The 15070-nt window shown below is 59.6% G+C and carries 12 protein-coding genes; 4 read left to right on the top strand and 8 right to left on the bottom strand.

The features are described 5' to 3' along the window. Window positions 1–18: 18 nt before the first annotated feature. The 6 genes from Q666_RS58335 to Q666_RS58310 all read right to left on the bottom strand — a co-directional run bounded on the left by Q666_RS58335 (window position 19) and on the right by Q666_RS58310 (window position 8795). Entirely contained in the window at window positions 19–912 is an 894-nt protein-coding gene (locus Q666_RS58335) for an alpha/beta hydrolase (protein ID WP_022997816.1), read from the bottom strand. Between the two features lie 111 nt (window positions 913–1023). After that, the gene (locus tag Q666_RS58330; protein WP_022997817.1) at window positions 1024–4020 is read right to left on the bottom strand and encodes a bifunctional [glutamine synthetase] adenylyltransferase/[glutamine synthetase]-adenylyl-L-tyrosine phosphorylase; all 2997 of its coding nucleotides are present in this window, start codon (window positions 4018–4020) and stop codon (window positions 1024–1026) included. Beyond that, window positions 3977–5431 carry a HAMP domain-containing sensor histidine kinase gene (locus Q666_RS58325; protein WP_022997818.1) on the bottom strand — a complete coding sequence of 485 codons (1455 nt, stop codon included), beginning with the start codon at window positions 5429–5431 and terminating at the stop codon, window positions 3977–3979. Before Q666_RS58325 ends, Q666_RS58330 begins: the two co-directional genes overlap by 44 nt. Continuing rightward, window positions 5415–6101 carry a response regulator transcription factor gene (locus Q666_RS58320; protein WP_022997819.1) on the bottom strand — a complete coding sequence of 229 codons (687 nt, stop codon included), beginning with the start codon at window positions 6099–6101 and terminating at the stop codon, window positions 5415–5417. Before Q666_RS58320 ends, Q666_RS58325 begins: the two co-directional genes overlap by 17 nt. A 191-nt stretch (window positions 6102–6292) precedes the next feature. Further along, window positions 6293–7828 carry a Do family serine endopeptidase gene (locus Q666_RS58315; protein ID WP_022997820.1) on the bottom strand — a complete coding sequence of 512 codons (1536 nt, stop codon included), beginning with the start codon at window positions 7826–7828 and terminating at the stop codon, window positions 6293–6295. A gap of 316 nt (window positions 7829–8144) precedes the next feature. After that, window positions 8145–8795 carry a glutathione S-transferase gene (locus Q666_RS58310; RefSeq protein WP_031268110.1) on the bottom strand — a complete coding sequence of 217 codons (651 nt, stop codon included), beginning with the start codon at window positions 8793–8795 and terminating at the stop codon, window positions 8145–8147. A 129-nt stretch (window positions 8796–8924) separates the two neighbouring features. Between Q666_RS58310 and Q666_RS58305 the strand changes: the two genes are divergently transcribed. The 4 genes from Q666_RS58305 to Q666_RS58290 all read left to right on the top strand — a co-directional run bounded on the left by Q666_RS58305 (window position 8925) and on the right by Q666_RS58290 (window position 13167). Then, entirely contained in the window at window positions 8925–9923 is a 999-nt protein-coding gene (locus tag Q666_RS58305; protein ID WP_022997823.1) for a DUF2336 domain-containing protein, read from the top strand. Window positions 9924–10045: 122 nt separating this feature from the next. Further along, window positions 10046–11155, top strand: a complete 1110-nt coding sequence (locus Q666_RS58300; protein WP_022997824.1) for an HPP family protein — start codon at window positions 10046–10048, stop codon at window positions 11153–11155. A 39-nt stretch (window positions 11156–11194) separates the two neighbouring features. Next, window positions 11195–11857 (top strand): 5-formyltetrahydrofolate cyclo-ligase, encoded by a 663-nt coding sequence (locus Q666_RS58295; protein WP_022997825.1) that lies wholly within the window; start codon window positions 11195–11197, stop codon window positions 11855–11857. Between the two features lie 230 nt (window positions 11858–12087). Then, on the top strand, window positions 12088–13167 hold the full coding sequence (locus tag Q666_RS58290; RefSeq protein WP_022997826.1) for a DUF2336 domain-containing protein: 1080 nt from the start codon (window positions 12088–12090) through the stop codon (window positions 13165–13167). A 25-nt stretch (window positions 13168–13192) separates the two neighbouring features. Here Q666_RS58290 and Q666_RS58285 read toward each other — a convergent pair whose 3' ends face one another. Together Q666_RS58285 and Q666_RS58280 are read right to left on the bottom strand one after the other, a co-directional pair. Beyond that, on the bottom strand, window positions 13193–14443 hold the full coding sequence (locus Q666_RS58285) for a bifunctional alpha/beta hydrolase/OsmC family protein (RefSeq protein ID WP_022997827.1): 1251 nt from the start codon (window positions 14441–14443) through the stop codon (window positions 13193–13195). A gap of 139 nt (window positions 14444–14582) precedes the next feature. Continuing rightward, window positions 14583–15068, bottom strand: a complete 486-nt coding sequence (locus tag Q666_RS58280; RefSeq protein ID WP_031268113.1) for a cytochrome c-type biogenesis protein — start codon at window positions 15066–15068, stop codon at window positions 14583–14585. Between the last annotated feature and the right edge of the window lie 2 nt (window positions 15069–15070).

Here is a 15070-nt window from a genome sequence, read left to right as displayed (position 1 = left end):
GCCCTAAAGCACAGCAGATCAGTCGTTGCCGCTTGTTGTTGCCAGCTCGCTCAGGATGTCGAGCGATCGGGTCCACAGCAATGCGCCGCCTTCCTCCGGAAAAAACCGGCGGCTTGCATTGGGCAATCTGCCTGCGAGTGAAAGACCGAAGTCCGGTGAATGAACCGGGCTGCCATCCTTGCCGCCGTACCAAAGCGAGACCGGGCAGTTGATCATGCCAAGGTCGATACTCCAGGGCCTGAGCGCTGCGAGCGTATCAAGGACGTATCCTTTCGGTCCCTGCCTGAAGCCTTCCCGAAGGGCGTGCCTGTAGGCCGCGGCGAAAGGTTCGACGCCATATACCGACCGGTCTTCCGGTGAGCTCATCGACAGTACCAGGTCGTAGAAGCCATCCGGCTCGGCGAAGCCTTCAAGCATGGCAGAAAACCCTGCCGGGTCTTCCTGTGCATGCCGGGTCATATCCCTCACCTGATCCGGCAAACCATCAGCGAATTCCGGACGGTAGAGTTCATCCTGACCGGAGACGATCGCAAGGGAGCTTGCAGTTCCCGACGCTGCAGCGGCGAAAGCAAAGGGCGCTCCTTGCGAAAAGGCGACCACTGGGATGCTGACAAGGCCAAGGTTCGCAACAAGTTCGCCAACGTCACGCGCGACACTTGCCAGTGACTTGTCAGGATCGGGCGATGAAGCGCCGAGGCCAGGCCTGTCCGGTGCAATCAATCGAAGGTTTAGCTTTTCGAGATGTTCCAGGCCAAAGCCAAGTGTGCCGGCCATGCCGGCGCCTGTCAGAAACAGAACCGGAGTGCCTGTGACCGGGCCCCATTCAGACCAAGCAAACACACGGTTGCCGGCCAGCGCAATACGGTCGCTCCGGTCCGGACGACGGACCGTTTCGTCGAATGAATAAGTCATGAGGTTTCTCAGAGTATGGGAAAGGGTTCGCTCAAGAGAGCGCGAATGATTTGAAATCGGCCGCCGGCGCGGTCCTTCCCTATCCCAATGGAAACAGCTTGGCAATCCGGGTCAAGTGTTGACCGTTTCAACCTCGCCAATCAGCCGCACAAACGTCTCGCGCACCTTCACCTGAAGGTCTGCGAGCTCTGCTTCCAACCGGGTGAACGTCGGACTGCCGGAGGCCTGAACCAGGAGATCCAGCACCCCGCGGGGTGCTTCTGCCGGCACGAACTTGCCGGAAAGAGCCAGCCGCAACACCTGGGTCAGACGATGGTAAAGCCTGAGAGCTTCCAGCAACAGCCCTGCGTCGCCCAGGGTCAGGAAGCCGGCGTCGCGGGCCAGTTCCAAAGCCTGCTCCGTGCTTTGCGCCAGGATTTCCGGGTTTTCCTGAGCGTGTGCAAGCTGCAGAAACTGGGCAAGAAACTCGATATCGACCAGACCGCCGGCCACCTGTTTCAGATCCCAGACATCCTTGGTGCCTTTTTCCTTCTCGATCCGGGCACGCATGGTGCGAACATCGTCGGCCAGCTTCGTCAGATCACGCGTCTGCACCAACGTGCCACAGATGCTGTCGACGATCTTCTGCTTGAACTCAGGCGTCGTGGACGCAATCACCCGTCCACGCGTCAGAGCCATATGCTCCCAGGTCCAGGCCTCTTTCTGCTGATAGGCTATGAAGCCGTCGAGATTGGTCGCGAGCGGACCTGCATTGCCGGACGGACGAAGCCGGAAATCAACCTCGTAAAGCGAGCCTTCGGCCGTCGGTGCGCTGAGGGCCGTGACCAGTCGCTGGGTCAGACGGGTGTAATACTGGGTGATCGCAAGTGGCCGCTTGCCATCAGACTGCTTGACGTCTTCCGGAGCTTCGTAAAGAAGAATCAGGTCCAGATCGGAGGCTGCCGTCATTTCGCGCCCCCCAAGCTTGCCCATCGCCAGGACCGCGATATTGCCCCCCGGCACCGTGCCGTTGCTTTCGCCGACATGCACGATCACCTGCTTCAGGATCCGGTCGACGACAACTTCGGCCAGCCGTGCCAGTGCAAACCCTACCCGGTCGGCGGACAAGGTATCTGAAATCATCCGCAGACCGATCAGGAACTGCTGCTCCTGGGTAAATATCCGCGCCCTGTCCAGTGCTTCCTCATAAAAGCGGGCCTGAGACAGGGTTCTGTCGAGCCCGGCGCGGAACTCCTCGACGCTCGGCATGGCGCCGAAAAACGCCGGATCGAGGACTGCATCCAACACATGAACCCGCTTGGAAACCGTTTCGGCCATGCGTGGCGCAGCGCCCATGGTGGTTGCCAGCAACGTCAGGAGCTGTGGATTGGACCTCAGCAGCGAGAACAGCTGCACGCCCGCTGGAAGCTTGGCCAGAAAGTTGTCGAACGCCCGCAGGGCAGCGTCTGCGTTGTCCGTGGCCGCCAGCGCACTGAGAAGCGCAGGATGCATTTCGGTCAGCCGCTCGCGCGCCTTGGTCGAACGGGTGCACGGATAGCGGCCGAAATGCCAGGCCTTGACGATCGCGGCAGCTTCCGCAGGCTGCTTGAAACCAAGACCGGCAAGCGTCTCCAGGGTACCGGGATCGTGGTCATCGCCGGTAAAGACCAGATTGCCCAGCTCGGACGACAGTGCCGGTTCATCTTCGAACAGTTCGGCATAGTGGTGCTGAACCGTTCGCAAGTGGTCGAGCAGTGCCGTTTCAAAGGCTGCAAGCGTGTCGTAACCCATCAGCGCGGAAACCCGCTTCATGCCGTCTTCATCCTTCGGCAGAAGCTGGGTCTGCTCGTCGTTCAGCATCTGGATGCGATGCTCGACATTGCGCAGGAACCGGTAGGCGGCGGCCATTTCGTCGCGTGTCTTGCCCTTGATCCAGTCTGCATCCACCAGAGCGTCCAGCATGTCGAGTGTGCGACGTCCGCGAAGGGCCGGGTTGCGGCCACCCGCGATCAGCTGCTGGGTCTGGACGAAGAACTCCACTTCCCGGATGCCGCCACGGCCGAGCTTGACGTTATGCCCGGCAACCGCAATGGCCCCGTGGCCCTTGTGCATATGGATCTGGCGCTTGATCGACTGCACGTCTGCAATGGCTGCAAAGTCCAGGTACTTGCGCCAGATGAACGGCACGATTTCATGCAGGAAGGATTCGCCGGCGGGAATGTCGCCCGCGCAAGGCCGCGCCTTGATAAGCGCCGCCCGTTCCCAGTTCTGCCCCAGGGATTCGTAATAGACCAGCGCAGCGGGCACCGACATGGCAAGCGGGGTCGCACCGGGATCGGGGCGCAGGCGAAGATCCGTACGGAAGACGTAACCGTCCGCGGTCCGGTCCTGCATGATCTTGACCAGGCGCCGCGTCAGTCGAACGAATTCCACCGGAGCTTCCGCTGTACCCGCCATGGGCGCCTTGGCCGGGTCGTAAAGAACGATCAGATCGATATCGGACGAATAGTTCAGCTCGTTTGCGCCGTGCTTGCCCATGGCAAGGACGATGAGGCCGCTATCGACTTCCGGCTTCTCCAAGTCATGAGGTGCGAACTTGTTCAGACGGACCAGATCGCCGAGGCAGAACCTGATTGCCGCTGTCAGCGCGGCGTCGGCAAACCCGGCCAGGGCACCGGTAACGCGGTTCAGACCGATCGCACCGGAGATATCTGCGAGGCCAAGCGTCAAGGCGAGATCGTGTTTGAAGTGGCGCAAGGTCCGCATGATACCGGCCTCGTCCTCCGCCCGCGCTTCTCGGGCGGCAGACAGCAGGTTTTCAAGACGGCTTTCCGGCGCTTCCTGCAGCAAGCGAAGGAGACGCGGTGGATCGGCAAGCATCAGATCGCGCAGATAGGGCGAGTTTCCAATGACCCCGATCAGGAAACCTTCCAGGTCCGGTTTTTCGTGCAGAAGAGCGTTGAGGGCCTCGCCGGCTTCGGCATGAGCCAGAAGATCTTTCAGGAACAGGGCTGCATGATCGGGATCCGGTGCCGTTGGGACCACCGCGATCCGGTCGGCCAGAACGCCCGCGCCACCGTCCTGGTCAGTTCCCTTCTCCCGTTTGCCCGGCTGTGCCGCCTTGTTCATGCCCGCTCCTGCTGCTGTCCGGTTTCACCGGCTTGAGATCGATCCGGGCGCTCAGCCCCGGGTTCTCATTCATGAAGCGCAAGTCTCCGCCATGCAAGCGGGCAACCGCCTTGACAAGACTCAATCCAAGGCCTGTTCCAGGTTCGGAACGGCTTTCCTCCAGCCGAACGAAACGTTCCTTCACCCGGTCCTGGTCCTTTTCCGGAATGCCGGGGCCATTGTCGGTGACGCTGAGGACGATGCGGCCGTCCTCCTCCCGCCCGCCAAGGCGAATTAGCAGGTCGCCAGTTTCAGGACGACCGTATTTCAGTGCATTCTCAATGAGATTCACCAGTACCTGGCTGATGAGGTCGCGATTACAGTCTGCCTTCAGCCCTTCTGGCAAATCGGTTTCAAGCTTGCCGCCCTCATCTTCAACCAACGGCTCGTAAAGTTCGGCAACTTCGGCAACCAGCTTGTTGAGATCGGTCGGCTCCATGACGGAGGCCGGTGCCATGGATTCAACACGCGCAATACGCAGCAGCGCGTTGAATATCCTCAGGAGCTGGTCGGATTCCTCCAGTGTCGCTTCCAGGGCACCGCGGTAGCCCTCCTCCCCCTTGGCTTCCCGCAAGGCATTTTCGATCCGGGTCTGCAGGCGCGTCAGAGGCGTCTTCAGGTCATGGGCGATGTTGTCTGTCACATCCTTCATCGACTGCATCAGCAGTTCGATCCGGTCGAGCATCGTGTTGAGATTGATCGCCAGGCGATCGAATTCGTCGTCATTGCCCGCAACGGGCAGACGGCCGGAGAGCTCGCCCTGCATGATCGTGCGACTGGTGGCGGAAATCTCGTCGATGCGCTTCATCACCCTGCGGCTGACAAACAGCCAGGTGATCGCGGCCATGACCACCACGACGACCAGCCACAGGCGCAAGGCGTTGGCCAGAAGGTTGGAGAACCTGAGCTGGTCACCCAGGTCACGCCCAACCAGCAGACGGAAGCCGCCGCGAAGCTCAAACGTGCGCACCATGGCCTGCCGCTCTACGTCCTCTGCATCCTGGCCAAGGCGCGTGTAACGAACCCGGCGCAATCCACCATCGGCTTCTTCGAGAACGGTGGTCGGCAGGCGGGCAATATTCCCGACAAGCGCATTGCCGGCGAAATCGACGAGGAGATAAAGGCTGGCATCCGGGTGGCGGGACCGCCTGTCGATGGTTTCGACAAGATCGCGAACACCGCCGCGCACATAGACGTCGGCAAGGGTTTTCAGTTCTGAATCGACGGATTGAACCACCTGCTCGGACATCAGGTTGTCCGTGTTGTCCGCAATATAGAACAGCAGCACACCGGACATCACCGTGAAGACGGCAATGTAGAGCAGCGACAGCTTGAAGGCTGTGGTTCTGGTAAACCTAGTGAGCCGCGTCACGGATCGTATATCCGGCACCCCGGATGGTGTGCAGAAGTGGTGTTTCGAAACCCTTGTCGATCTTGCCGCGCAGACGGGAGATATGGACGTCGATCACGTTGGTCTGCGGATCGAAGTGATATTCCCAGACGTTTTCGAGCAACATCGTACGGGTCACCACCTGACCGGCGTTCTGCATGAGATATTCCAGAAGGCGGAATTCACGCGGCTGCAGCGGGATTTCCGTTTCGCCGCGGCGGCACGAATGCGCCATCCGGTCCAGCGTCAGGTCGCCGACGGTATAGGTGGTCTCAATCTGGCTGGCTGACTTGGGGCGTCGTGCCAGTGCCTCTATGCGGGCTTGAAGTTCGGTAAAGGCGTAAGGCTTGGGCAGGTAGTCGTCGCCACCGGCCTTCAGGCCCTTGACGCGGTCATCGACCTGACCGAGCGCCGAGAGGATCAGCACCGGTGTGTGATTACCTTCCCGGCGCAGGTCCTGAATGACCGAAAGGCCGTCCATCTTCGGCAGCATGCGGTCAACAATGAGGATGTCGTAGTCCCTGTCGAGGGCCATATCCAGCCCGGTCCGCCCATCGGCAGCCTGGTCGGCGGTGTGGCCCAGTTCACTCAAACCCTTGACGAGGTAGCTTGCAGCTTCCGGGTCGTCTTCAATGACAAGAATCCTCAACATCTCATCCTTTTAGCTTGAGTTGGCCCTAAAGAAAATGGCTGACGGCGGCGATGGATGTGAGAGTCGCCGCCGCCAGTCAGTCAGGGTTTAGCAGATAAACCCTTGGCAATGACCGGCCCGTCGGGGTTTGGGGGCAGAGGGCAGGCCGGTCTTGCCTCACAGGTCCGGTTCGGGGCAGAACCGGCCCCTGATCAGGCGAGGTTCATGGGCAGGGCCACGAACCGTGTCGTGTTGTTGCTTTCAACCCGGAAGAGAACTGCCTTGCGGCCATCCTTTTCCGCCTTGTCCAGCGCCTTCAGCACATCGGACGGGCTGTTGACCTTCATGCCGGCCACTTCCAGGATCACGTCACCGGTGTTGAGGCGTTTTTCGGCTGCCGGGCTTTCCGGGTCGATTTCGGCAATAACCACGCCGTCACCTTCCAGGCCAGCTTCGGCTTTCGTCGTCAGGACCAGGCCGAGATCATCCAGGCTGGTCTTGCTTTCACCGGCCTCCGGCTGAACGGCTGCAACCTGTTCCTGATCCTGCAGGCGGCCCAGTGTTACGGTGACGTCCTCTTTCTGGCCGTCACGCCAGACCGTGATGTCCACCTGGCTGTCGGGCTCGTAAGCCGCAATGATCTTGGACAGCTCGCGCGGGCCCTTCACTTCAGTGCCGTCAACGGCAAGGATGGTGTCGCCCGAGCGCAGGCCAGCCTTCTGTGCCGGGCTGTTTTCCTGCGCTTCCGCGACGATGGCGCCGCGGGCCTCTTCGAGGCCAAGGCTCTCCGCGATGTCATCCGTGACGTTCTGAATTTGAACGCCCAACCAGCCGCGAACGACGGTGCCGTCGTCCTTCAGCTCCATGATGACATCCTGCGCGGTCGAAGCCGGAATTGCGAAGGCGATACCGACGTTGCCACCGGACGGCGAGAAGATCGCCGCATTCACACCAATGACTTCGCCATGCATGTTGAAGGCCGGACCACCGGAGTTGCCACGGTTGACCGGAGCATCAATCTGGATGAAGTCGTCATAAGGGCCGGCGCCGATGTCGCGGCCACGTGCCGAGACGATACCAGCCGTGACGGAGCCGCCGAGACCGAACGGGTTACCGATAGCGACAGTCCATTCGCCGACCTGCGGTGCCTCCTTGGCGAAATCGACATAGGTGAACGTTTCGTCGCTTTCGACTTTCAGAAGGGCCAGATCCGTCCGTTTGTCGGCGCCGATCAGCTTGGCGTCATATTCCTTGCCGTCACGGTCGATCACGGTGAACTCGGTCCCGTTTTCGATCACGTGATGGTTGGTGACGAGGTAACCGTCATCAGAGATGAAGAAGCCGGAGCCCTGGGAAATGCCATACTGGCGCGGGGCACGGCGCTGATTTTGTTGCTGGTCACCGCCACCTTTGCCACCGAACTCGCGGAAGAAGCGCTGGAACGGATGGCCATCAGGCAGGCCCTTGAAGAAGTCTTCGAAATTGTCGTTGCCACCACCGAAGTTCATCATGCGCGGTTCTGCGGCCTGCTTGACCTGAACGCTGACAACCGCCGGGCTGACGGCAGTGACGACGTGGGAGAAGTCCAGCGGAGCCGCGGTATCGACACGGACAGCATCAGCCAGAGCCAACTGGCTCGGAACAATGGTCTGTGCCGTCAGAAGTCCGGCTGCGCCGAGCGCGACGACGCCTGCCAGCAGTTTGGCGCGACGGGAGCGCAGGGGAGAAACTGAGCGACTGTTTTGCATGTTGTCTTCCTCTTTCGAGATAAGGTTTGAAAACCATTTCCTGGACTGCTTGCGGGGAAAGCGCTCCAGGTTCGAAAGTGAAAGTAGGTGAACCAGTCTTACAGGCGCCTGTCGGCGGCATTACGGTTTTGTAAGGTTGGAAGAAATGACAGAAAACGTGAGGAAAACCGCCACGATCGGGGCACAAGTGGCAACGGTTTTTTCCGTCCCGAACATGCACAGAAGTGAAAACCGAGTGCAGGAAGCATGAAACCGCCGGCCAGCGACCCAGGCAGAGTGTTCTTTGCTTCGCGTTATGATGGGTTCGATTCGCCTGTCAGGGGAAGACGACCGGTGTATCGCCCGCCTGCCATCGGTTCCATTTCGGCATCACGGATTGGAACCGGGGCGACACTTCGAAGGCTTCCAGCCAGGCTTTCAGCGACGTCCACTCCTGGCTGTCGAACCAGCTGCGGTCCGAGTTGGCGAACTGACGAACGAAAGGCAGGATCGCAAAGTCGGCCAGCGAGGCCTTGCCGCCGAAAAGCCAGGGCGTAGCGGCGAGACGGCTGTCCAGATGCCATAGGAACTCCGCAGCACCGGCTTGCTCTGTTTCCCTGTCAGTGTCCGGATATCTCGTATCGTACTTGTAGCGATCCAGATGGCTTTTGAACGGGCCGTCGCAAACGCCGATCAATTCCAGCATGGCATCGAGATCGCCTTTTTCCGGCTCCAGCCAGTTTTCCGGGTCGGACCGGTCAAGCGCCCAGAGCATGATGTCGAGGCTTTCATCGATCACCGTTTCACCGGTTTTCAGGCAGGGTACCGTTGCCGAGGGAGAAGTTTCCAGAAATTCGGGTGCCTTGTCCCTCAGGACGATTTCCCGCAATTCGACCTGCTCGCCACTTGCGGCAATCGAGAGCCTTGCCCTGATGGCATAGGGGCAGCGGCGGAAAGAATAGAGGATCGGCATCAAGGTTGCGTTCATGCGCGTGGAATGACCCATCGGTGCCGGAAGGTCAACAGTGCCGAAATCACCTTATTGCAACAAAGCACTTGGTGGTTTTCACAGGTTATAAAGGAAATTTGGCGAAACTTATGCCGATAGGGTACGGACATGAGCGACTCGCTTCTTAAGCTTGCCAGGGACAGTTCTTCAGAGAAAAAACACGAGCTTGCCGAGCACGTGACAGGCCTGCTTGTTGCCCGCGCAGACGACCCCGGCTCCGAAGAGACGCATCTTCTGAACAACATGCTCGAGGGCGTCTACGATTCCCTTGCTCACGACGCCAAGCGCAAGATGTCCGAACGTCTTGCAGATGTGCCGTCAATGTCCTCCAAGCTTGCCGCGGCAATGGCCAGCGACGACCTGCCTGTGGCCCAGGCAGTGCTGGAACGCTCCAAGTCGCTTCGCGAGGAAGATCTGCGCAAGATCGCGGAAACCAAGGACCAGGGTTACCTTCTGGCCCTCGCCAAGCGCGACCACGTCAGCAACGATATCAGCAATATCCTGATCAAGCGCGGCAGCAGGGATGTCAAACACACGCTGGCCGCCAACCTCGGCGCCGAGATCACCATGCCGGTGTTCGAAAGCCTGGTGAAGGACATGCCCAAGCAGCTTGGTGATCGCATCCGGCACTTGCGCAAGTCGAACGAGGAGCTGCTGGAAGATCTGTTCCGTGACGACGGTGAAGTCGCTGCCGGTGCGGAACTGGTGAAAAAGCAATCCAAGATCAGCCCGAAGGCGTGGCTGATGGGCATCCGTCTCGGCAAGACGACCCTGAACAAGGCGGTCTACCAGCTGGCCCAGGAACACAATCTTCTCGATGCAGTCGCCTTGCTCTCGTTCTTCTCCGGCCTCGACATGAAATATGTCCACAATCTCATGGTCCGGTTCGATTCCACCGGCATCGCCACTGTCTGCCGGGCCACCGGTATCGGCGCGATGGAATTCCAGGCCGTGTGCAAGGAACGATGCAAGCATCTGAAGTTTCCCGAAAGCACCGGCAGCAAGTGGCTGACGAACTACCACATGCTCGATGACACCGATGCCCGCCGACTTCTGGCGCTCATGAAAATCAGGCTGAAAGCAGCCAAACACGAGAAGGCTGCCTGATCGCCCCGACCCAAGTGCGAAAATCCGTTTCGCGACAGGGCGAAAATTGAGTTTCAAAATCCAAGTCAATTCCAGATTTTTCGCCTAGAACTTGTGCAATTGCATATTTTTCAGGCGACTTCATGCACATCGATCCCAAACCGACCTTCAGAACCGCGTTCGCCCCGGCGTTGCCTTGGCCGCAACCAACCGAAGCGTTTCTGGCCATGGCGGGCGGCGCTGTCGGTATCGGCGCATGCGCCCTGATGGTGTGGTTGATGCATGCATATGGCGGCCTGCCGCTGTTTCTGATGGCGCCTCTTGGTGCGTCTGCCGTACTGGTGTTTGCCGTACCAAACAGCCCGCTTGCACAGCCTTGGTCCGCAATTCTGGGAAACACCTTGTCGGCGGTGTGTGGTGTGGTGGCGCTTGCCTTGCTGCCGTTGGAAACCGCGCCGGTTCTGGCTGTCGCGCTTGCGTTTGCCGCAATGATGCTCGGCCGGGCTCTGCATCCGCCTGGCGGAGCTGTCGCCTTGCTGATTGGCTTGTCGCCTGAGCTTCTGACAGAAACAGGCGCGCTGATGATCGTCTTCAATACAGCCGTGATGACTTGTGTACTGGTGGCATCCGGCCTGGTGTTTCATCGTTTCTCCGGTCGGAAATATCCGTTCCGGACAAGCCTTTCGCAAAGCGGGCCGCCACCAATGCGACGGCTTGGCCTGACCGAGGAAAATCTGTCGGATCTGCTGTCGAAATTTCACCAGTCGACCAACCTCGGTGCTGTCGATCTTGCCCGGCTTGTGGCCGCTGTCGAGGCAGAGTTGATACAGCCTCCCTTCGAAGGGGTAGCCTGTGCAGATGCGATCGCCCTGGAACACCTTCATGTTGCTCCAGACGCGTCTCTACAGGAAATCCTCAGCAAACTGCAGCAATCCGAAACATCCAAAGTCGCAGTCGTGAATGCTGACGGCCATCTTGCCGGTCTCATCAACCAGCGCGACCTTCTGCGCGTCCTGAGCAAAGGCTCCGGTGACGGATCGAACTTCGCCCCTCCCCTCGCTCGAGACCTCCTGCATGCTCCGGTGACGTCTTTCGACGGCACCCTGCCGCTTGGTGATGCCCTGCATGTGATGGTTCGCGATAATCTGGATCATGTTCCGGTATGCCAGGAGGGAGTGTTCGAAGGTTTTCTGACCCGCTCACTCCTGCTTGAGGCCCTGGTCTGGCCCGCAACGGACAGAAAGGCCGCCTGACGCGGTAAAAGCACAGGGACGCGAAGGGAATTTTCCTGAATGAGCCAAGATGACGACCTGCCGGGAGACCCTGTCTGCTACGCCGACATGCTGGTGGGTGGATTTGTCGTTGATCAGGAGACCTTTCGCGATGTCAGCCGGTTCCGCAAATCTGAGCGCAGCCGCCTCTATGAAAAGCGGAAGGGACTGACCAGCACGGAGCGGGCGGCAAAGACCGCTGCGCTGATCGATCAGCTTCGCCCCGTCCTTGAAGCAGTCGACTATCAGAGGATCTCGCTCTATTGGCCAATCCGTGGAGAACCGGACCTTCGCCCCCTGATGCAGGAGCTTTGCAACTCGGGCAGGACAGTTCTTCTACCCGTCGTTCTCGAAAAGCAGACCCCGCTGGTCTTTCGCCCGTGGCAGCCAGGCTGCAAGATGGTGCGAGGCCTCTGGAACATTCACGTTCCCGAAGAAGGCCCATCGCAGGTGCCCGAGGTCGTGATCGCCCCCCTGGTTGGTGTCGACGCCCACTTTTATCGCCTCGGCAATGGTGGCGGCTACTACGACCGCACGCTGGCATCGCTGCCGGCCAAACCGCTGACCATCGGGATCGGGTTCGCGTTCTGCAGTCTCAACTCCATCTTTCCAATGCCCTGGGATGTGCCAATGGACAAGGTCGTTCTGGACACCGGGCCTTTGGAAGTTGAACCGGGAAAATGACACTTGCTTCAACCAGTAGTTACCTAATGCAAATCCGTGCAGGGTCTCCCAGAGACTTTATCAAATAAAGTAAACACGCTTGAGGCACGCATAAGCGCGCAAAATGTCAGCCTTATCCTGTAATTAATACGGATGGCGCGATAGATTTATCCTTTTTTTATCCTGCGCTTTAGACAGTTGTAAACTGTCTCTGCGGTAGTCCTGTTGCAAGAAAAACGGACAGCTAAAAGATGCTCAACGACCTTCTCAATCTCGCTCAGGAAAGCACCCCGGAAAAACGCCACCAACTGGTGGAACACGTTACCGAGCTTTTTGTGCGTGGCGCGAACAGCTACCAGACAGAAGAAATCGCCCTGTTCAACACGGTGCTGGAAAGCATGCTTCCCACCATGGAGCCTGAACAGAAGAAAGCGATATCCGAACAGTTGGCGCCGATAGACGACACGTCCAACAAGGTCGCCTATGAGCTTGCCCGAGAAGAGATCGACATCGCCAGGCCGATGCTGACGTCCTCCAATGCGCTCAAGACCGAGGATATCCTGCGGCTGGCCAAGACCATGGGTCAGGGGCACCTGCTGGCGATCTCGAAACGCCAGCATCTTGAGGCCAATGTAACCGATGTCCTGCTGGAACGCGGTGAGAACCCGGTCAAGCAATCTGTTGCCGCCAACTCCGGCGCGGAATTTTCCGAATGGGGCTCTCGCCTGCTGATCAAGCTGGCGGAAAAAGACGAGAAAATCCGCGACGCCATGATGGAGCGCGCGGACATTACCGAGTCCGACTACGACAAACTGATCAACCAGATGCCTGAGGCTCAGCAGGCGAAGATCCGCCAGCTGCGCAAGGAAAACGAAACCCTGATCCAGGATCTCTTCCACAAGGCCAGCAAGGTTGTTGCCAGCTCGAAGCTGGAACGCAAGGCGACCCGTATCAATGCGAAGGTCACCTTGAAGGAAATTCGGGCCGGGCAACGTTCGCTCAGCAAGGCGATCACGCAGCTGTCGCTGTCCAACAACCTGTTCGACATCTGCTTCCTGCTGGCGGAAATGGCCGGGCTGGAGCAGAAATACGTCACCAATGTCATGGTGCGTTACGATTCCACCGGTGTGGCGGTTCTTTGCCGTGCCATGGGCGTGGAAAACGCGGACTACAATGCGCTGTGCAAGGCCCGGGCGATGCACAACAAGCAGCCGCAGTCGACCGCGGAAAACTGGGCCAACGACTACCAGTCGCTGTCAGACCGTGACGCGCGCCGTCTGCTGTCCTTCATGAAGATCCGTCTGCAGACCCTGGAAGGCCAGGCGGCCTGAGGCCGCCTCCCCGCTTCCCGTCAAATTACGCCTCCGCTTTGCCGGGCGACACATCCCGAGTCACCACCGCAGCGCCCGCTTCCAGCGTGCGATGGACAGGACATTTGTCGGCGATCTCCAGGAGCCTGGTCCGCGTTGCTTCGTCAAGGTTGCCTTCCAGCGTGATCAAGCGCTCGAACCGGTCGATCTTGCCGTTCCGCGACTTCACGCTTTCCGAACACTCTTCACAATCGGCCGCGTGCACCTTCCCGTGCAGAACACGAGTGCCGATCCGTTCGATATCCAGCCCCTTGCGTTCAGCATACATGCGCAACGTCATGACCGTGCAGGCCCCGAGTGCGGCGGACAGATATCCATAGGGCGACGGGCCGCTGTCGAACCCACCGACATCCTTGGGTTCGTCGGCAATCATCCGGTGTACGCCGCTCGTGACCATGACCTGAAACTTGCCCTGGCCGGTCTCCACCACCTCAACATCATCCTTCGCTTCGTCGCCGGCCTGTTCCGCTACCGGATCGAGATAACGCCCGACCCAACCGGCAATCACACGTGCCGCATAGGCCGCGTCCTGGCTCTTTGAAAGAAGATGGTCGGCCGTATCGAGCGACACGAAGCTCTTGGGATGCTTTGCGGCAACGAAAATGCTGGTGGCGTTGTCGATACCGACAACCTCGTCGAGCGGGGCATGCATCACGAGAAGCGCCTTGCCGAGACCCGCGACCTTGTCACGAACCGACTGGGCTTCCAGATCGTCCAGGAACTCCTTGCGAATGGTAAAGTTGCGCCCTTCGAGAGAAACTTCTCCTTCGCCCTGCTTGCGGATCGTTTCTTCCACTCCCTTGAAGCTTCGGATCACGTGATCCGCGTCGGAGGGAGCGCCAATCGTCACGACGGCCCGCACTTCGGGAATGTCGGCGGCAACGGACAGAACCGCGGCCCCGCCGAGCGAATGGCCGATCAGGAGCTGTGGAGCCTGATAGTTGCGGCGCAGATAATCTGCCGCCCGCTTCAGGTCTTCGACGTTGGAGGAAAATCCGGTTGAGGCGAAATCGCCGCCGCTGCCGCCGAGGCCGGTGAAATCGAACCGGAGCACGGCAATCCCCTCTTGTGAGAGCGCACTGGCAACGTGGCGGGCGGCAGCGATATCCTTGGAGCAGGTAAAGCAGTGCGCGAACAGGGCGAAAGCCCTGATCTTGCCAGACGGCAGATCCAGCCGGGCCGCCAGACTTGCGTCGTGCGCGCCGTCAAATTCCAGTTTCAGCGGATGCTGTCCCATTCTTCTGCCTCCTTGCGGTCACTCGGCCACAGGTAAGCACACCTGCCCGTCATGCAAGTCACGCATTGGTGTGAACACAGTGACCGCAGATCTTGAACGGTATGCAGCTGGTGAGACCGAAAACGAACGGCCGGAAGTGTCAGTCGGCCTTGTCCAGCAGCGCCTGCAGCCTACGCTCCTCTTCCGCGGTCAGCTTGGGAGCGGAGACATCATTGGCAGCAGCACGATTGCGAGCACGCTTGCGCAGGGCTGCAACAATCGCAATCAGACCCGCAATGAGGGCAACGGGGCCCGCGGCCCACAGAACGATGGTATGCCAGGCGAAGCGAGGCTTCAGCAGTACGAATTCGCCATAGCGGGACACAAGGTAATCGATCACCTGCTCGTCACTGTCGCCGGCGACCAGTCGCTCGCGTACCAGGACGCGCAGATCCTTGGCCAGCGGCGCGTCGCTGTCATCGATGGACTGGTTCTGACAGACCATGCAGCGCAGTCCCGCTGACAGTGCCCGGGCACGGCCTTCCAGTACCGGATCGTCCAGAACTTCGTCGGGCGCAACGGCAAGAGCCGGTCCGGCAAGCAGGCTCACACAGAGCAGCAGGGCAAGGAATAGACGCTGTATCATCC

The sequence above is a fragment of the Labrenzia sp. C1B70 genome, from assembly GCF_000475395.1.
GTDB lineage: Bacteria > Pseudomonadota > Alphaproteobacteria > Rhizobiales > Stappiaceae > Roseibium > Roseibium algicola.
The sequence above is the reverse complement of the archived record's forward strand: the minus strand, read 5'-3'. Positions and strand labels throughout refer to the sequence as shown.